The sequence below is a fragment of the Leifsonia shinshuensis genome (assembly GCF_031456835.1).
Classification (GTDB): Bacteria; Actinomycetota; Actinomycetes; order Actinomycetales; family Microbacteriaceae; genus Leifsonia; species Leifsonia shinshuensis_C.
Map to the genome: position 1 here is coordinate 2,424,325 of NZ_JAVDVK010000001.1, position 19,279 is coordinate 2,443,603.

Sequence of the window (19,279 nt, forward strand, 5' to 3'; positions counted from 1 at the left end):
AGCTACCTGGGAGGTAGCTCTGAGAGCCGGAATTTCACCCCGGCTTCACCCCGGTCGGGGTCCACGACTCGGCGCGGTTCATGATGGAACCTCTGCGGCGCATCGGACAGTAGGGGATATGAACAACGCTGGATCGGACGAGGCGGACGCCTGGTCCCGGGCGCGGGACGGGGATCCCGACGCGTTCACGTCGCTCTACGACAGGCATCGCGACCGCGTCTACGGTCACGCGCTGCGGCTCGTCCGCCAGCCGCACGACGCCGAAGACGTCACCGCCGTGGTCTTCCTGGAGGCGTGGCGCCGTCGCGACGCCGTGCGGGTCGTCAACGGCTCGATCATCGCCTGGCTGCTGGTCACGGCGAACAACACCGTCCACAACCTCGAACGCGGCAAGCGCCGCCACCGCACGGCTCTGGCCCGCATGTCCGAGGCCCGGCACGAGCCCGATCACGCGGACGGCGTCGCCGACGACCTCGACAACAGGGAACGGAACCGGCGCGTCCGCGACGCGTTCGGCACCCTGTCGAGCGCCGATCAGAACGTGATCACGCTGTGCGTGCTGGAGGAGCTTCCGCTCGCCGAGGCGGCACGCGCCCTCGGCGTCCCCGTCGGGACGGTCAAATCCCGGCTCTCCCGCGCCAAGCGCCGTCTCGGCGATCTCACCCTCGTCTCCGAACCGATCCACCCCGCCCTCGAAGGAGGTGCAGAATGACCGCCACCGGCCCCGCCTTCGACCCGGCGCGCAGCGCCATCCTCCGCGACATCCTCCACGAGACCGTCGCCAACGCACCGACCCGTCCCTCTCGCGCGCGTTTCGCCGTGCTCGGCGGCCTGGTCGGCGCGGCCGCCCTCCTCGCCGGGGGGACCGCCGCGCTCGCGCTCAGCGGCGCCCTGCACTTCGGGTCGCCGGATCCGGCCCCCGCGCCGGTCCCGACGCCGAGCACCACGCTCACGCCGACACCCACGCCGACGCCGACCGCCACACCGTCGAGCCGTCCGCTCGCCGTGCAGACCACCCCGATCGAGCGGCACGACATCGACGAGCTCGGAGCAGCTCCGTGGTCGCTTGATCTCCCGGGCACCGGGCGGCAGTGCGAGCAGCGCCGCGTCTACGACATCGCGGACGGGCTGGCCCTGGTGAAGCTCGGAGCCCATGTCGTCGGAGACGGCACCCCGGACTGCAACGACGACCTGCAGCACGTCTCACTGTCCCTGGTCGACACCCGGCAGGGCACGGCCATCTGGTCGAGGGAGTGGTCGTGGCGGGCTGAGCCCCTTTACGACGTCGATGTCATCGTGCTCGGCACGTCGGGTCGGGTCCTCGTCGCCGACCAGTCGCTGGCAGACGGACCGCACGAGGTCGTCGACCTCGCCTCGGGACGCACTCTGGGCGACTTCGCAGGGCAGAAAAGCGACGTCGTCCTCAACGCGGTGCCGGTGCCGGGCGATTCGGGCGACATCGTCATGACCACCCCTGACTCGATCGTCCGGGTCGACCCCCGCGACACGAGCACGCCCCGCTGGTCCATGGGGATCCCCGGGAAGAGCGCCGACGTCTTTCCGATGGTGGGAGAGACGGACTTCCTTCCGGTCGAGATCCAGCTGTATGCACCCGACGCTCAGGGCTCCCCGTACGAGAGCGCGCGACTCGACCTTGAGACGGGGCGGTTGGACCCGTTCGTATGGAGTGCGAACGCCTCTCTGGACACGGAGTCCCATCCGGCGGTCGTGACCAAGTCCGACGCTTCGGGGCGGCCCTCCGAGCTCACGGGTCTCGACTCGTCGGGGGGAACCACGTGGACCCGGCAGCTTCCGCCGGATTCCGATGTGTACGTCGTCCACTCGATGACAGGCACTCCGGGTGCGGATACGACCAGCCTCGGCGCAACCGACCTCATCGCCGCCGTCTCCACCTCTGAGGTGACGATCATCGACTCGAGCTCCGGAGCGGTCCGCTGGTCCGCGCCCGCAACCCGATGCGGACTGAAAGCCGTCGCCGGGCAATCCTCGCCCCTGGTCACCGTCTTCCTCGACGCCGAGAAGCACGCCATCATCGTCCAGCACGACGGCACCGGGACCTGCACCTTCGCGGCGGCGACGGGTGCACCCCAGCCGCTTCCCGATGTGGGGAGCGGGGTCGGGCTTCTCTTCGGGCCTGAGAACACCTACGTCTTGTCAGCCCCGCCGAACGGCGGCATCACGGCGTACTACCGGAAATCGGGCACGAAGCTCTGGACCTCCACCGCCTCCGCACCGGGCTACGTGTTCTTCGCGGGCGGCTACCTCGTGCGACTGGAGGGCGACCGGTTGGAGGCACTGGGCTGAGCCGCCGTCACCCCGTCAGATCGCCCCGCCGTTGACGTAGACGATCTGACCGTTGACCCAGCGCCCGGGTCCGGCCAGGAACGCGACGGTCTCGGCGATGTCCTCCGGGGTGCCCAGCCTCTCCAACGGCGACACCTTGGCGAGCGCTCCCACCTCGTCGTCGTTCTTGCCGTCGAGGAAGAGGTCCGTCGCCGTCGGTCCGGGCGCGACCGCGTTGACCGTGACATCCCGGCCCCGCATCTCGCGCGCCATGATGAGCGTCATCGCGTTCACCGCCCCCTTGCTGCCTGCGTACGCCGAATACCCCGGGAACTGCAGCTTGGACACGGACGTCGAGAAGTTGATGATGGCGCCACCCGGCCGGACCCGCCGGACCGCCTGCTGCGACACCACGAAGGTGCCCCGGATGTTGATCCGGTGCATCCGGTCGAGATCGTCGAGGCTGAACGTCGCGAGCGGTCCCAGCAGCATGATCCCCGCCGTGTTCACCACCACGTCCACCCCGCCGAACTCCGCCTCGACCGCGTCGAACGCGGCCACCATGTCGGCCTCATCGGCGACGTCCCCTCCCACGGCGATCGCCCGTCCGCCGGACTCCACGATGGCGGAGACGATGGCCTCCGCTCTCGATCGGTTCCCCGCGTAGTGCACCGCGACCGCCATACCCGCCGTCGCGAGGCGCTCGCACGTCGCCTTGCCGATACCGCCCGAGCCGCCTGTCACCAGCGCGACACGGGGGGTCTGCGAATCAGACATCAGTCCCTCCTCGAGCCATTCGGACAGCGGTATTACACCTCCGTCGAGGACGCTGCGCCACCCTCGAGTTCTCCTCCTGTCGACGCTGCTCCGGTGCGCATCAGACGTTCTTGTCGCCCACGCGTCGAGCTTCCGCTCACCTCGAACCGCGCACGGAGGAGGTCCTCGTCGCGTGACGACCGGCCGACCTGCAGCTCGAACGCTCCGGGTTCGACGCGCCGGATCCCGTCCGCGTCCACGATGGTGCAGTCGGCGACCGGGAGCCTCAGCGTCACCCGCGCCGACTCGCCCGGCGCCAGGTCGACCTGCCGGTACGCCTTCAGCTCGCGGTCGGCCCAGCTCACGCTGGTGACCAGGTCGCTCACGTACGCCTGCACCGTCTCGCGGACCGACCGGTCCCCCGTGTTGCGCAGGGTCACCTCGGCGGCGATCTCGTCCTCCATCCCGAGCGACGCCCGCGCGAGCGACAGGTCCGCGTACTCGACCGTCGTGTACGACAGGCCCTGGCCGAACGCCCAGGCGGGCGCCTGCGTGAGGTCGGCGTAGCGGTCGCCGTGCTGGCCGCGGAGCTGGTTGTAGTACGTCGGCTGCTGGCCCACGTGACGGGCGAACGAGATCGGGAGGCGCCCCGACGGCTCGACGCGGCCGGCGATGATCTCGGCGATCGCCTGCCCCCCGAGCATCCCCGGGTTGGCGGCCCACAGCACGGCGGCGGCCCTCGCGACCGACGGCGGAAGCACGAGCGGCTTGGATGCGAGCAGCACCACGACGACAGGGGTGCCGGTCGCGATCACGGCGTCGAGCAGAGCATTCTGCCCGCCGATCAGCTCCAGCGTCGCCGTCGAGCGGCCCTCCCCGACGAGCTCGATCCGGTCTCCGACGACCGCGACCACCACGTCGGATTCCTCTGCGACGGCGACCGCCTCCGCGATCTGGCGCGGGTCCGCCGGCGTCGGCTCGACCACCGGCGGTCGCGGCTGTCCGTCCGGGAACGTCGCGCCGCGGGAGTCCTCCGCGAGCGTGAGGATGTCGGCGCCGCGGGCGTGCCGGACGCTCCATCCGTCGATCGCGTTCAGCCCGTCGAGGACCGTCGTGATCATCTCGCGCGGCTGGCCGTCGAGCCAGCCGGCCTGGCCGGATCCGCCGGCCCAGTCGCCGAGCTGCGTCTGGGCGTCATCGGCGAGCGGTCCGACGACCGCGACGCGGAGCGGAGCCGTCGCCTCCAGCGGCAGCGTCCCGTCGTTCTCCAGCAGCACGATCGACCGCCGCGCGATCTCCAGGTTCAGCTCGGCGTGCGCGGCGCTGCCCACCACCTCGTCCAGCGCAGGCGACGGCAGCCGCGGATCCTCGAACAACCCCAGGTCGAACTTCAGGGTCAGGATGCGCGAGACCGCCGCATCGAAGGCGTCCTCCGCCAGCATCCCCCGCTCGACCGCCTCCAACGCACCCTCGAAGAATCCGGGCGTGGTCATGACCATGTCGTTGCCGGCCCGGACCGCCGCGGCGGCCGCGTGCGCGTAGTCGGGCTGCACCTTCTGCTCCCAGACCATGCGGCCCACGTTGTCCCAGTCGGTGATGAGCGTGCCGGTGTAGCCCCACTCGCCGCGCAGCACCTCGCTGAGCAGCCAGTCGTTGACCGTGATCGGGATGCCGTCCGTGCTCTGGTAGCCGAGCATGAAGGTGCGGCAGCCCTCCCGGGCCACGCGCTCGAACGGCGGCAGGAACCAGCTGCGGAGCTTGCGCCGCGAGATGTCCGCCTCGCTCGCATCCCGCCCGCCCTGCGTCTCCGAGTACCCGGCGAAGTGCTTCGCCGTCGCGAGGATCGCGGTCGGGTCGTCGAGGCCGCTCCCCTGGTATCCGCGCACCATCGCGCTGGCGAGCTCTCCGATGAGGAACGGGTCCTCGCCGAACGTCTCGCTGATCCGGCCCCACCGGAGGTCGCGGGCGATGCACAGCACCGGCGAGAACGTCCAGTGCACGCCCGTGACAGCCACCTCTTCGGCGCTGGCCCGCGCGACGCGCTCGATCAGCTCCGCATCCCACGACGCGGCCATGCCGAGCTGGGTCGGGTAGATCGTCGCTCCCGGCCAGAACGAGTGCCCGTGGATGCAGTCCTCCCCGACCAGCAGCGGGATGCGCAGCCGGGTCTGCGCGGTGAGGCGGTTCGCCTCGAGGATGCGCTCCGGCGAGGTGTGCAGGATCGAGCCGACGTGTCGCCGCAGGATGTGGTCGCGGAGGTCGTCGCGCGCATCCAGCTGCAGCATCTGGCCGATCTTCTCGGCCGTCGTCATCCGGCCGAGCAGGTCGCGCACCCGCTCGGCGGTGCTGAGCGTCGGGTCCTGGTAGGGGAGTGCCTCCTTCGCGGGGTCGGTCGCGGTCTCGGTGAGGATCGAGGTCATGCGGTGGTGCTCTCCGGTGGGGTTCCGGCCGGGGAGGCCGTGGTGGACGGTGTGCGCACCTGGGTGACGGCGGCGTTGAGGTTCATGCCCTTGCGCTTCATCGCACGGGCGCGCTCGCCCGCCGAGCGGAGGCGGGGGTTGACGTACTCGTCGATGCCGAAGTTGATCAGCGCCAGCGAGACGCCGAGCAGGGCGATGCACAGGCCGGCCGGGACGTACCACCACCAGTAGTCGGGGAACGCGTTGTTCTGCTGCGCCCAGAACAGGATGGTGCCCCAGTTGAGGTTCGACACCGGGATGACGCCGATGAAGGCGAGGGTGGTGAGGCCCAGCACGGCCGCGGTCATGGTGCCGACGAAGCTGGAGGCGATGATCGCCAGCAGGTTGGGCAGCATCTCGACCAGGATGATCCGGTGCAGCGGTTCGCCGTTCGCCCGGGCGGCCTGGATGAAGTCGCGGTTGCGAAGCGACATCGTCTGCGCGCGGAGCACGCGCGCGCCCCAGGCCCAGCCGGTCAGACCGAGCACGGCGGCGATGAGCACGAGCGGCGGGTCCTCGAACTGCGACGCGACGATGATCATCAGCGGGAGGCCCGGGATGACCAGGAACACGTTCGAGAGCGCCGAGAGCGACTCGCTCTTCCAGCCGCGGAGGTAGCCGGCGGTGACGCCCACGACGATCGCGACGACGGTCGCCATGATCGTCGCTAGGAAGCCGACGACGAGCACGCCGCGGGTTCCGTAGACGAGCTGGCTGAAGACGTCCTGGCCGATGTGGGTGGTGCCGAGGAGGTGCGAGAACGACGGCGGCTGGAGCGTCTCGTCCAGGTGCTGGGCGTTCGGGTCGTACGGGGCGATCAGCGGCGCGAAGATCGCCACCAGCACGAACACGCCCAGGATGATCAGCCCGGTCGCCGACTTGCGGTTGCTGAACATGGCGAGCGACGACTTCAGCTGCGACCAGAAGGTGGCCTTCGCCGGGGCCGGCGCCGGGGTGACGGCCTTCAGATGGTAGGTGCTCGGGGTGGTCATGATCAGGCCTCCGTCTGACGGGTGCGCGGGTCGAGGATGGCGTAGGCGATGTCCGCGATGATGTTCGCGATGAGCACCGCCAGGACCAGCACGAGGAAGATGCCCTGCATGAGCGCGTAGTCCTTCGCGTTGGTCGCGTTGAGCAGCAGGAGACCGATGCCGGGGTACGAGAACACCATCTCCATCACGATCGTGCCGCTCACGATGAAGCCCAGCGCCAGGGCGAAGCTCTGGATCTGCGGGAGCACCGCGTTGCGCGCGGCGTAGCGCCAGAGCACGCGGCGGTTCGGCATCCCCTTCGCCTGCGCGACGGTGATGTAGTCCTCGTCCAGCACGGTGAGCATCATGTTGCGCATCCCGAGCACCCATCCGCCGAGCGAGACGATCACGATGGTCGCCATGGGAAGTGCGCCGTGCGAGATCACCTGGCCGATGAAGTCGGCGTTCCAGCCGGGCTCGACGCCCAGCTCGTAGGCGTGCCCGGCCGGGAACCAGCCCAGCGTGGTTGAGAAGACGGCGATGAGGATGAGGCCCAGCCAGAAGTACGGGACCGTGCCGAGGAACGTGGTGATCGGCACGAAGACGTCGAGCCGGCCGCCGCGCTTCCAGCCGATGACGGCGCCGAAGGCCGTTCCGATGACGAACGAGACGACGGTGGCGAAGCCGACGAGGCCCAGGGTCCACGGGAGGGCCGAGGCGATCGCGTCGCCCACCGGCGCCATGCCCGTCGAGATGGAGACGCCGAGGTTGCCGTGCAGCAGCATGTTCCAGTAGTCGACGTACTGCTGCCAGAGCGGCACGGACTTGTCGAGGCCGAAGAGGAGGCGCAGCGCCTTCTCCGCGTCCGGCGTCAGCTGCCCCTGGCTCCGCGCCATGTAGGAGTCGACCGCGTCGCCCTTCATCAGGCGGGGGATGAAGAAGTTGATCGTGATCGCGGCCCACAGCGTGAACGCGTAGAACGCCGTGCGGCCGCCGATGAAGCGCCACGGGATGCGCGCGCGGCCCCGCTCGGCGCGGGTCGCGGTCGTCCCGACCAGCGTGGGGTCCGCCGGCGCGCGGTTCGGGTCGGCCGGCGTCAGGCCGGCCGGGGACGTCGTCGCTTCGGCGCTCACTGCGCACCTCCTGCAGTCTGGGCGGTCAGCCCGAAGTGGTTCTCGGGGTCCGGCGAGGCGGCGCGGAGTTCGCGCGTGTACGGGTCCTGCGGCCGCAGGATGACGTCGTCCGCCGTCCCGTGCTCCACGATCCGGCCCTGATTGAGCACGATGATCTCGTCGCTGAAGTGGCGCGCGGTGGCCAGGTCGTGCGTGATGTACAGCACGCCGAGTCCCTCCTCGCGCTGCAGGTCGGCCAGGAGGTTCAGGACCCCCAGCCGGATGGACACGTCGAGCATCGACACCGGTTCGTCCGCGACGAGCAGCGCCGGCCGCGACGCCAGGGCGCGGGCGATGGCCACGCGCTGCCGCTGGCCGCCGGACAGCTCGTGCGGGCGACGGTCGATCACGGCGTCCGCGTCCAGCCGGACCCGGCGCAGCAGCCGCCGCACTTCCGCGTCGACGTCCGCGCGCGGGACGACGTGGTCGAGCAGCAGCGGGCGCTCGATGTGGTGACGGATGGAGTGCGACGGGTTGAGCGACGCGAACGGGTCCTGGAACACCATCCGGAGCTGCTGACGGTAGCGCCGCAAACCCTTGCCGCTGCGGGGAACCGGAGATCCGTCGAGCAGCACCTCGCCGCGGGTCGGGGTCTCCAGCTGGGTGAGGATCTTCGCGATCGTCGACTTGCCGCTGCCCGACTGGCCGACCAGCCCGATGGTCTGGCCCGGGCCCAGCGTGAAGCTGACGTCGTCCAGAGCCTTCAGCTGCCCCGACCCGCGGACGTTGTAGATCTTGGTGACGTTCCTGAATTCGAGCGTGGTCATCGGACCACCACTCCTCTCTCCCCTGTGAGCCGGGGGAACGACTCGAGCAGCTTCTGCGTGTACTCGTGCTGCGGGTCGTTCCAGATCCGCTCGGCCGTCGCGAGCTCGACGATCTCGCCCTCGCGCATGATCGCGATGCGGTCGCTGATCTCGAGCAGCAGCGGGAGGTCGTGCGTGATGAAGACGACGGAGAAACCGAAGTCGTGGCGGAGCTGCGAGATCTGCTTGAGGATCTCGCGCTGCACCAGCACATCCAGAGCCGTCGTCGGCTCGTCCATGATCATGAGCTGGGGGCGGAGCGCGAGCGCCATGGCGATCATGACGCGCTGGCGCATCCCGCCGGAGAGCTCGTGGGGGAAGGAGCGGACGCGCTGGGCGCCCACCTTCACGATCTCGAGGAGCTCGACGACCTCCGCCTTGCGCTGAGCGCGACTCATGCCGGGGCGGTGCACCTGGAACACGTCCTCCAGCTGGGAGCCGATGGTCGCGACCGGGTTGAGGGCGTTCATCGCGCCCTGGAACACCATCGAGACCTTGTCCCAGCGGAAGCGGCGCATCTGCTCCGCATCCAGAGCGTTGATGTCGATGTCCTCGCCGCTCTCGTCGTGGAAGACGACGTCGCCGCTGGTGATCACGGCCGGCGGCTTGAGCAGGCGCTGGACGCCGTAGGCGAGGGTGGTCTTGCCGCAGCCGCTCTCGCCGGCCAGCCCGACGATCTCGCCGCGCTTGATGTCGAGGGAGACGTTCGTGACCGCCGCGACGGGCGGGTCGACGTCGTACACGACCGAGAAGTCGCGTACAGAGAGAAGGGAGTCTGTCATGGCGTCGCTTTCGTGCTGTCCGCGGAACGCCAGGGGCGGACTCGGGCGCAGAGGCCTCCGTCCGCCCCGGACGCATCGGGGCTGAGTGCTTTCCTGCCCTTACTTGCCCGCGGGCTTGAGCTTCATCAGCACCTGCACCGCCGACGGCTGGGTCGGGTCAGCGGTGGCGTACTGGTCCTGCTCGCTCGGCCAGCCGGTGAACTTCCGGGTGTTGTACTGGGCCAGCTGCGGGTGGGTGCCGATCGCGATCGCCGGGACGTCGTCCACGAAGATCTTCTGCAGCTTGTTCAAGGCCTCGGTGCGGGCGCTGTCGTCCGACGCCTGGGCGTACTCCTTCAGCAGGGCGGTGGCCTCCGGGTTGTCGTAGCGACCGAAGTTGTCCGAGACCTTGCCGTCGGCCGCCTGCTGCAGGTAGCTGCCGTTCATGACGTCGTCGTAGATGTGCCACGGGTTGGAGCCGGAACCCGTCCAGTGGAGGGCGGCCTGGAAGTCGCCCGAGCCGATGTTCGCGAACCAGGTGTCGGCGTCCGGGGTCGCGACCTTCGCGTCGGCGCCGAGCGTGCTCTTGATCTGGGTCGCGACCAGCTGGATGCCGGTGACGTAGTCGTTCCAGCCCTGCGGGTCCTGCAGGGTGAAGGAGACCGGGTTGCCCGACGGGTCGATCAGCGCGCCGCTCTTCCAGGTGTAGCCGGCGTCCGACAGCACCTTCTTCGCGCCCTCGACGTCGATCGTGAAGCTCTTGTCCTTGTACTCCGAGGCGATGTACTGGTCACCGGTCGGCTGCGGGATGCCCGTCACGTTGGTGAGCTCCGGGCCGGCGTTGCCGCGCGCCTTCTCGGCGTGCGCCTTGCGGTCGACGACCATGTTGACCGCCTTGCGGAACGCGACGTCGTTGAAGGGCGCCTTCGTGGTGTTGACCACGATCATGTCCGGGCTGAGGACGTTCGCGCCCCAGAACACGTTGTGCTTCGGGTCCTTGTCGACGTAGTTCTTCTGGTAGTCGGTGATGAAGATCTGCGCCCAGTCGGTCTCGCCGCTCTGCAGTGCGCGGAGGAGGCCGGTGTTGTCGTTGTACTCGAGGTACTTCAGCTGCGCGACGGGAGCCTTGCCGCCCCAGTAGCCGTCGCGGGCGTTGAGCACGACACCCTGCGACGAGAAGCTCTTGATCGTGTACGGACCGGTGCCGATGGCGTTCTTGACCGCGTCCTTCGTCGGGTCGGCGATGCCCTTCCACTGGTGCTCGGGGACGATCGGGACCTGGAGCACGTCGCCCTGCTTGACGAACTTGGACTCGTCGAACGTGAGGACGACCTTGTCGCCGTCCTCCTTGGCGGCCGACAGCTTGAGGCCGCCGAGGTCGAGGGCGGGCGTCTTCTTGATGAGCTCGTACGTGAAGACGATGTCGTCGGCGGTGAACGGCTTGCCGTCGCTCCACTTCACGCCCTTGCGCGGCGTGACGGTGAGCTGCGTGTAGTCGGAGTTCCACTCGACCTTCGAGGCGAGCCACGGGGTGGTCTCGTTCTTGCCGACCGGGTTCACGATCGCGAGGGGCTCGTAGATCATCCGGTCGTAGCCGAGCGACATGCCCGAGCCGGTGCTGATGAACGGGTTGTTGATCTGCGTCGCCAGGATGGCCGCGCCATCGGGCTTGGCCACGGTCAGCGAACCGCCGCTCGCGCTGCTTGCGCCGCTGGAGCCGTTCGACGAGCAGCCGGTGAGCGCGATGGCGCTGACGGCCGCGATCGCGGATGCCGTGATCAGGTACTTCCTAAGCCTCATTGCTTCTCCTTCATGGCGGACACGTCCGTTGTGCCCTGGTGATGCTGCGGGATTGCGGTGCCTTGCTTACTGGTCAGAAAGTAAGCAAGCTGGAGTGAGGTTACTGGCTGGTAAGCTTCCACGCAACCAGCCCGCGCGGAGTCAGCAGAGAAGAGCCCCATGAGCAGCGGCAGCACTCACACGCGCCCGGAAACGGAGCGCAAGCGCACGGAGATCCTGCGCGCCGCGATCGAGACCTTCGGCACGAAGGGATCGGTGAACGGGACGCTCAACGACGTCGCCGAGCAGGTCGGCATCACCCATGCCGGCGTCCTGCATCACTTCGGCTCCAAGCAGAACCTGCTGCTGGAGATGCTCGAGTTCCGCGACCGCGACGACGTCGCCCACCTCGAGTCCCGCCGCATCCCCGACGGCCCGGCGCTCTTCGCGCACCTCGTCGCCACCGCGCAGCGCAACGCCCTGCGCGCGGGGATCGTGCAGGTCTACACCGTCCTCTCGGCCGAGTCCGTCACCGACGAGCACCCCGCCAAGACCTTCTTCGAAGACCGCTACCGCGTGCTCCGCGGCGAGGTCGCGGACGCCTTCCGCACGCTCTGCGCCCAGGAGGGCGTGACCGAGCCGGACACGATCGCGAAGGCGTCCGCGTCCATCCTCGCCGTCATGGACGGACTCCAGCTCCAGTGGCTGCTCGATCCGACAGCGATCGACCTCGGGGGCGCGAGCGAGTTCGCGATCGAGGCGATCGTGAACGGTGTCCTCCGCGGCGGGCCGGGAATCTCCTCCTACGTGCGCGGCGACGGCTGAGAGTCGGCGGGGTCCGTCTGCACCTTCCGGGTGTCGGCGGGGTCGTTCTGGCGCCGGCTGGCGAACAGGAACGGGATGCCGATCAGCTCGACCACGCCTCCGATGACGAGCGACGTGCCGTAGCCCCAGAGGTCGGCAGCGCGTCCGAGCGCCGGCTGGATGAACACCCCGCCGAGACTGCCGAACAGGGAATCGAACGACAGAACGGTCGCACGCTGCTTCGAGGGGATCATGTCGTTCAGGTAGGCCTGACGGACCGGCCCAGCCACCGCGAACACGAACCCCCAGATCACGAGCAGGGCGACCGCGAGCCAGAAGAGGCTGGTCAGCCCGAGTGCCACGAGGACCAGGATGCTCGTCAGCGATGCCCCGATCACCGTCGTCGTGCGCTTGGCGAAGAGCAGCCGGATGCGTGAAGCGAGCACACCGCCCGCGACCTGCGCCAGGGACAGGATGGCCGCAGCCAATCCGGCGATCGAGTACGCGGTCTTGTCGCCGTAGAGCTCCAGCAGGTACGGCTGCAGCGCATAGAAGGCGTAGATGCCGACGCCGGACGCGAACGGCGCCGACAGGATCATCCAGCGCACCGACCGCTTGCGCAGCCCGTGATCGATCGACTGCTTCAGCACGTTCCGGGTCGCCGCGACGGGACCCATCGAGTGGTCGGGCGTGAAGCCCAGGTCTTTCATCGCGACGGCGGCGAACACCAGCATCACGACCAGGATCCCGGCCCTCAGCAGGAACGGCACCCCGAGGTTGGTCGCCTGAGCGATGATGCCGCCGAGAACCGACCCGACGAACATCGAGATGCCGGTCACCACGAGCCCGCGCCCGAACACGGCCTCCAGGCTCCCGGAGTACTTGGCGAACGCCAGGGCGTCGACGAGCCATGCATCCACCGCGCCGGAGAAGAACGTGAAGCCGAGGCCCAGCAGGACCGACACGATCGCCCACCAGACGAACGGCGCGTGCCAGAGCCACAGCATCCAGTACAGCCCGGTGGTGACGGACAGCGTGATCGTGCCCAGCAGGTACGACGCCTTCCGCCCGACCGTATCGGCGACGACGCCGGTCGGGATCTCGAAGATCACCATCCCGGCGGTGAAGAACGCGTTCGCGGCGAATGCCTCGAAGTTGGAGAGCCCGGCATCGAGCAGGAAGAGCGTGTTGATCCCCCAGATGAACGACGCGGCGAGCGTGTTGCCGAGCATCAGGGTCAGGTAGACGCGCTGCACCCTGCGGGCCGCGGGGTTCATGACCCGCGACCGCTCGGGTTGGTCCGACTCGTCACCCCTGCATCATGGACCCGGAGAGGGGTGTGTGTGGCTACGGCATTCGGACATCGAAGCGGTTCGACGAGACGACGTGCCGAGCCTCGATCAGCCCACGAGATGGTGGGAGTCGCTGTGCCCTTCGTCTCGGTCGCCCCCCGATTCGCGCAATCCTCGGCATACTGCGGCATCGATTCGCACCTCGCGCGAAAAAACCTTGACGGAACATACGTGCCGGGTTTAGTTTTCAAACGTTAATTGTCGAACCGGTTCGACAGCTAACGTTCCCCGGCAGACTCCGACAGTCGCCGACGCGATGCAAGGGAGCATCCCACCATGAAGACCCTCTCCGATCACAGAGGAACTCCGCTCCGCCTGCGTCCGCCGGACGAAAGCCGGCAGCCCTCGTCCGCGCCTTCCGCGTGTGACGCGACGCCTGTCCCATCCTCGAAAAAACGGAGATCACGCATGTCCATCCCATCAGCGGAACGGCGCACAGAGCCGAACCGCGGAGCGGAATCCTTCCGCACCTCACGGCGGCGAAGCCGGGCGCTTCGCTTCACCGCCGGTCTCGCCGGAACGGCGATCCTCGCCGCCGGCGGCGCCCTGACCGCGCTCCCCGCTCAGGCGGCCCCGACGGCCGCATCCACCCTCGTCGTGCACGCCGACCAGCCGTTCCGGCCGGTCAGCCACGTCGCGACCGGCTCGCTCTACGGGCTCGCCAACGCCACCACCCCCTCCGACAGCCTGGTGCAGGCGATCAAGCCGAACACCTTCGTGATGATGCCCATCGGCGGGCACCAGCAGGGCTCGGGCGACATCGGCAAGACGTGGCAGAAGGCGGCGAACGCCGGCGCCAAGGTCGTCGACCGCCTCTCCGACTACTACGCGGGATGGCCGTACCAGTTCAGCTGGAGCAACTGGGATCAGGTCGTGACGGACCAGATCCAGCAGGTCAAAGCGTCCGGTATGACCAACCTCGCCGCCTACGCGCCGTGGAACGAGGCCGACAACACGTGGCTCGCCTCCAACGGCACCTTCGAGGACTTCTGGACCCACACGTACCGCCTCATCCGCAGCCTGGATGCGACCACGCCGATCCAGGGACCGAGCCTGTCCGACAACATCAGCGACATGCAGAACTTCCTGAACAACGCCGTCGCGACCAACACCGTTCCCGACGTCCTCGCCTGGCACGAACTGGAGACCTCGTCCAAGATCGCCGGCGATGTCGCCAAGGTGCAGGCCATGGAGGACGCGCTGGGCATCCAGCGCCGCCCGATCGACATCGAGGAGTACGCCGCTCCCGCGGAGGTGGGCATCCCCGGCTCCCTCGTCGGCTACATCTCCAAGTTCGAGCGCCTCGGGATCCGGGACGCGGAGCTCGCCTTCTGGAACCAGTCCGGCGCCCTCGGCGACCTGCTGACCGGTCAGGGCGGCAGCCCGAACGGGGCGTACTGGCTCTACAAGTGGTACGCGGACATGAACGGCGACATGGTGACCACCACTCCGCCGGGCAACACCAACTTCGACGCGGCGGCCAGCGTCACCTCCGACAAGAAGGAGGTGGACGTGATCACCGGCGGGACCTCCGGAACGGCCGGCATCACGGTCGCCGGACTGGACAAGCTCTCGCTGGGCTCGCAGGTGAACGTCAAGCTCGAGTACACGCCGTCCTACGGCCGCACGACAGCGGTGGCGGGACCGACCACGATCTCCAGCACCAACTACGCGGTCGGCGCCGACGGCTCCATCACCGTTCCCGTCGTGATGAACCCGGCCTACGGTTACCACATCGTGGTCACCCCCGCGTCGGACAACACCACGGACCTGTCGGGCACCTACACGATCACCAACGTGAACAGCGGGCTCGCCCTCGACACGCAGGCGTCCGGCACGACCGCGGGAACCGCGGCCGTCCAGGCCACCCCCGCCGCCGGCGGCAGCAGCACCCAGACGTGGAAGTTCGTCGCTGCGGGCTCGGGCCTCTACAAGATCGTCAACCCGGCGACGGGTCTCGTCCTCGGGATCCAAGGCGGCGCGAGTGCGACGGGCACGCCCGCCGTGGTGTGGGGCGACAGCGGCACCGATGACCACCTCTGGCAGGCGGTGCCCGACGGGAAGGGCAACATCCGGCTCGCGAACTACGGCACCGGACTCGTCCTGGCCGTCGCCGGCATGAGCAAGGCATCCGGTGCGGGTGTCGTGGAATGGACGGACGGATCGTCGACCTCCGGCTGCACGGCGACCGGTGCGCGCCAGCCCGGGAAGATCGGCTCGGCCTTGTCGTTCTGCAACACGACGGCGTACGCAACCCTCCCGACCGGATCGGTGAGCGGCCTCAGCGGCGACTACACCGTGTCGGCCTGGGTGAACCCGGCCAGCAACGCCTCGTGGCAGCGCCTGTTCGACATCGGTTCCAGCAGCAACGCCAGCATGTTCCTGACGCTGAACGATGGGACCGAGCTGCGTTACGCCATCACCACGAGCGGCGCCGGGGGCGAGCAGCGCCTCAACAGCAGCACGAAGACCCTGCCCCTGAACCAGTGGTCCCTGGTGACCGTCACGGTGGCAGGGACGACGGGCACGCTGTACGTGAACGGTCAGGTGGTCGCCACCAACTCCGCCATGACCATCCACCCCTCGGCGTTCGGCCAGAGCACGAAGAACTACATCGGCAAATCGCAGTACGGCGGCGACCCCGCCCTGAATGCGACCGTCGACGACTTCAACATCTACAGCCGGGCACTGAGTGCGGCGGAGGTCGCCACGCTGGCCTCCGGGCAGGCGGGCAACGGCGACGTCGTCCACTACGCGTTCGATGAGACCGGCGGCGCGACGCTCGTCGACTCGTCGGGCAGTGGCCGCAACGGGACGGTCGTCCCCGGCAGCTCCTCGACGAACAACACGTCGGCCACGGATGCTGCGACCGCCGACCACTTCTGGACGCTGCACGCCGTCAGCGCGCCCACCGCCCCCAGCGGTGTCGCGGCGACGGCCACATCCTCCGCGGTGACGGTCAGCTGGACGGTGCCGGCGGACAACGGCGGGACTCCGATCACCGGATACCGCATCTATCGGCAGGGCACGACCGACCCGGTCGCGACCGTCGGCGGCGACGCGACATCAGCCTCCGTCACCGGGGTCTGGCCGGGTGACACCGCGACGTTCGCCGTCTCGGCGGTCAACGCGGTCGGTGAGAGCGCCGTCTCCGGCTGGAGCGCACCCGTCACCGTCCCGGACGGGTCGACCACCAAGCCGGGCCAGGCCGTTCTCTCGAACGACAACGGATGGGACACCGGGCTGAAGGACGGCGACTACAACGTCGTCATGAACCTGTGGTGGGGCGAGGAGGGATCGATCTACCGGCTCTACGAGAACGGCACGCTGATCGCCACCAAGCAGCTGACCTTCGGCGGCGTCGGCGCGCAGAGCGTCAGCATCCCGGTCCAGGGCAAGACGAACGGCACCTACGTCTACACCGGCCAGCTCGTCAACGCCAACGGGACGACCGCGACCACCTCGACCACGGTCGCGGTGACGCAGGCGAACCCGGGCACCCCGGTGCTGAGCAACGACAACCGGAGCGGCGGCGGCACCTACACGGTCACTGCGAACATGTGGTGGGGCACCAACGCCACCTCCTACACGTTCTACGAGAACGGAGTGGTGGTCGGACAGGGCGCCCTGACCGCTGCGACGCCGAACGCGCAGACTGCCACCCTGGCGGTCGCGGGGAAGGACACGGGCACGTACGTGTACCGGGTCGACTTCACCAACGCGGCCGGCACGACCAGCAGCAAGACGATGACCGTCACGGTCACGAAGTAGTCACCGCTGGGATGCGGGCGGAGTCCAGGTGGCTCCGCCCGCGTTCTGGGTTTTTGCGCCTATGTCCGGGCGCGCGGCCCTCTCGTGCGGGGCGGAGTGAGGTCGGGCGGTGTCAGCAATGCGTCAAGCCGCGCAAGCAGCGGCGCTAAGGCGGTCTCATCTTCGGTGTCGTACGCGAGCAGAGGACCCTCCACCGCCAGCGCCTCTCGCGCGTCATTGCCGAGTGTTGCGCGGAACTGCTCGGCACGCTGGCCGTCTGCGTGCCCCGGGTGGCGGTTCCCGTCCTGCTCGCGTCGAAAGAACCGTCGCGTCAGCGCGTCGGGAGAGGCGGTGCAGTGGACCTGGATCGCGGTGAACCCGTACCGCTGCTGCCAAGCTCGCACCTTCGCGTCCTCATACGCCGGGTTGTAGGCAGCGTCGACGATGAACGAAGCGCCGGATTGCAGGAGGAGTTCGATGGAGTAGTCCAGCAACGCGAAGCTCGCCCTGCCGAGCCTCTCCGACCATTGGACGTCCCCGACACCGAGGGTGTCGAACAGACGCTCTTTGATGTCGTCCTTCGCCACGATGGGTAGGTGTCGCCGCTCCGAGATGATGTGGCTGAGCGTTGACTTGCCGGAGGCCGGCCGGCCCACCACGAATATGACCGTCTGGTTGGCGGCTGCAGCCGTGAGGCCTTGCCTGGGATCGGGACGGAGCGTCGTCGGATCGGTCACGGTCGGACTCTACTCGCGGTACCGGGCGCCTGGTCCGAACCGCCGTGCTACAGTTTCGCCCATGATCGCGCGCGTACACGCATATCTCCCGGCTCTGGTCAGAGCCGGCGTCGTGTAGCGCGCGTTCCTAACTGGTCAGAGCCAAAGGCAAGGACATTCGTCCTTGCCTTTCGTGTATCCGCGGGAGGCTCTGGCCCGTCCACTCCTCTCGCCGCGTGGAGAGGAAACCCATGTCTCGAGCAGATGAGATTCTCGAACCGATGTGGCGGACGATCGACTCGATCGTCGACGAGGAGGCGCTGCGGCGGCGGCTGGATGCGGGCGAACGGCTGCGCATCAAGTACGGCGTCGATCTGACTGCGCCGGATCTGCACCTCGGGCACGCGGTCAACCTCTGGCTCATGCGCCACCTGCAGGATCAGGGGCACACCGTCGTCTTCCTCCTCGGAGACCTGACCACGCAGGTCGGCGACCCGACCGGCAAGAACGAGACCCGGCCCGTGCTCTCCCCCGACGCGATCGAGGCCAACGCGCAGGCGTTCCTCGACCAGGTCTCCATCGTGCTCGACACGGACCCCGCGGTCTTCGAAGTGCGCCGGAACTCCGAATGGTTCGGCCGCATGCCGATCTCCGAGCTGCTCGGCCTGTTCAGCATGACGACTCACGCGCAGCTGATGGCGAGGGACATGTTCCGCGAGCGGATCGCCGCCGGACGCGAGATCGCGCTGCACGAACTCGCCTACCCGGTGCTCCAGGGGTACGACAGCTTCGCCATGCGGAGCGACGTGACCATTGTGGGCTCCGATCAACTCTTCAACGAGATGATGGGCCGCCAGTACCAGCAACGCCTCGGCATGCGCCCCCAGAGCATCATCACCACCGTGATCACCCCCGGCCTCGATGGCGGCCCCAAGCAGTCCATGTCGCTGGGCAACTACGTCGCGCTCACCGACACTCCGGCCGACAAGTTCGGCAAGATCATGAGCTTGAGCGATGACCTCGCCGGTGTCTGGGCCAGCGCGTACACGAGTCTCGACGACCGCGAGCTCGCCCGCATTCGCGAGGACGTGAAAGCCGGCGGCGAGGTGGCCCGAGACGCGAAGCTCACGATTGCGGGAGCGGTCGTCGAGCGGTACCACGGCACCGCAGCCGCCGCTCGGGAGCGCGAGGCGTTCCTGAACGTTTTTTCTGGTCGCGCCGATCCGAAGGACATCCGAGACGTCACTATCTCTGATCGCGCGCTCACTGCGTTGGACCTGCTCGAAGCAGTCCGCCCTGACCTCAGCCGATCCGCACGCCGGCGCTTGCTCGCTCAGAACGCGGTTCGTGTCGACGGGCGACTGCTGGGTGACCCCAACGAGCAAGTCACCGTGACCGACGGGAGCATCATTCGATCTGGGAGGCGGGCCTGGGCGCGAGTCACGGTGCGCGCCGGGCGGTGAGGACCGAACGCCACCGCTCCATCCGCGGCGTTTGCTTCCGGGGAAAACGCTCACAGTGACCTTGCCGGAGCAATCGGCTGAGACGAAGGGATTTGAACCCTGACGGCACTCCTAAAGTCGCATTTCGGCGCCCAGAAAATCGCGGAATCTCGCGTCTCTGCAATGACTAGGCCGCCTCTCAGCTGA

14 protein-coding genes are annotated in these 19,279 nt (G+C 68.5%); 5 read left to right on the plus strand and 9 right to left on the minus strand.

The features are described 5' to 3' along the window. The first annotated feature begins 118 nt into the window (after positions 1-118). The gene (locus J2W45_RS11760) at positions 119-712 is read left to right on the plus strand and encodes an RNA polymerase sigma factor (RefSeq protein WP_310132041.1); all 594 of its coding nucleotides are present in this window, start codon (positions 119-121) and stop codon (positions 710-712) included. Then, entirely contained in the window at positions 709-2,325 is a 1,617-nt protein-coding gene (locus J2W45_RS11765; protein ID WP_310132043.1) for an outer membrane protein assembly factor BamB family protein, read from the plus strand. The genes J2W45_RS11760 and J2W45_RS11765 overlap by 4 nt, the downstream gene beginning before the upstream one ends. Positions 2,326-2,340: 15 nt before the next feature. Here the strand turns inward: J2W45_RS11765 and J2W45_RS11770 are convergent, their stop codons facing one another. The 7 genes from J2W45_RS11770 to J2W45_RS11800 form a co-directional block, all read right to left on the minus strand. Beyond that, positions 2,341-3,081, minus strand: coding sequence for an SDR family oxidoreductase (locus tag J2W45_RS11770; RefSeq protein WP_310132044.1), 741 nt, complete (start codon positions 3,079-3,081; stop codon positions 2,341-2,343). A gap of 32 nt (positions 3,082-3,113) precedes the next feature. Further along, positions 3,114-5,480 (minus strand): exo-beta-d-1,3/1,6-glucosidase, encoded by a 2,367-nt coding sequence (locus J2W45_RS11775; RefSeq protein WP_310132048.1) that lies wholly within the window; start codon positions 5,478-5,480, stop codon positions 3,114-3,116. Continuing rightward, entirely contained in the window at positions 5,477-6,511 is a 1,035-nt protein-coding gene (locus J2W45_RS11780; RefSeq protein ID WP_310132051.1) for an ABC transporter permease, read from the minus strand. Before J2W45_RS11780 ends, J2W45_RS11775 begins: the two co-directional genes overlap by 4 nt. Before the next feature lie 2 nt (positions 6,512-6,513). Continuing rightward, positions 6,514-7,548 (minus strand): ABC transporter permease, encoded by a 1,035-nt coding sequence (locus J2W45_RS11785; protein ID WP_396427117.1) that lies wholly within the window; start codon positions 7,546-7,548, stop codon positions 6,514-6,516. 71 nt (positions 7,549-7,619) lie between these two features. Further along, complete coding sequence (locus tag J2W45_RS11790) at positions 7,620-8,429, minus strand: ABC transporter ATP-binding protein (RefSeq protein WP_310132053.1); 810 nt, start codon at positions 8,427-8,429, stop codon at positions 7,620-7,622. Continuing rightward, the gene (locus tag J2W45_RS11795) at positions 8,426-9,250 is read right to left on the minus strand and encodes an ABC transporter ATP-binding protein (protein ID WP_310132056.1); all 825 of its coding nucleotides are present in this window, start codon (positions 9,248-9,250) and stop codon (positions 8,426-8,428) included. The genes J2W45_RS11790 and J2W45_RS11795 overlap by 4 nt, the downstream gene beginning before the upstream one ends. A 99-nt stretch (positions 9,251-9,349) precedes the next feature. Continuing rightward, positions 9,350-11,029, minus strand: a complete 1,680-nt coding sequence (locus tag J2W45_RS11800; protein WP_310132058.1) for an ABC transporter substrate-binding protein — start codon at positions 11,027-11,029, stop codon at positions 9,350-9,352. A 159-nt stretch (positions 11,030-11,188) separates the two neighbouring features. Between J2W45_RS11800 and J2W45_RS11805 the strand changes: the two genes are divergently transcribed. After that, positions 11,189-11,833, plus strand: a complete 645-nt coding sequence (locus J2W45_RS11805) for a TetR/AcrR family transcriptional regulator (RefSeq protein ID WP_310132061.1) — start codon at positions 11,189-11,191, stop codon at positions 11,831-11,833. Here the strand turns inward: J2W45_RS11805 and J2W45_RS11810 are convergent. After that, positions 11,812-13,089 (minus strand): MFS transporter, encoded by a 1,278-nt coding sequence (locus J2W45_RS11810; protein WP_310132063.1) that lies wholly within the window; start codon positions 13,087-13,089, stop codon positions 11,812-11,814. The genes J2W45_RS11805 and J2W45_RS11810 overlap by 22 nt on opposite strands. A 483-nt stretch (positions 13,090-13,572) precedes the next feature. Here J2W45_RS11810 and J2W45_RS11815 point away from each other — a divergent pair, with 483 nt between their 5' ends. Continuing rightward, the gene (locus J2W45_RS11815) at positions 13,573-16,935 is read left to right on the plus strand and encodes a LamG-like jellyroll fold domain-containing protein (protein WP_310132064.1); all 3,363 of its coding nucleotides are present in this window, start codon (positions 13,573-13,575) and stop codon (positions 16,933-16,935) included. A gap of 59 nt (positions 16,936-16,994) precedes the next feature. On the opposite strand, the gene J2W45_RS11820 is transcribed toward J2W45_RS11815, so the two are convergent. Further along, positions 16,995-17,651, minus strand: a complete 657-nt coding sequence (locus J2W45_RS11820; RefSeq protein ID WP_310132067.1) for a P-loop nucleotide/nucleoside kinase family protein — start codon at positions 17,649-17,651, stop codon at positions 16,995-16,997. Between the two features lie 230 nt (positions 17,652-17,881). Between J2W45_RS11820 and tyrS the strand changes: the two genes are divergently transcribed. Next, positions 17,882-19,093 carry a tyrosine--tRNA ligase gene (gene tyrS, locus J2W45_RS11825; protein ID WP_310132070.1) on the plus strand — a complete coding sequence of 404 codons (1,212 nt, stop codon included), beginning with the start codon at positions 17,882-17,884 and terminating at the stop codon, positions 19,091-19,093. The last annotated feature ends 186 nt before the right edge of the window (positions 19,094-19,279 follow it).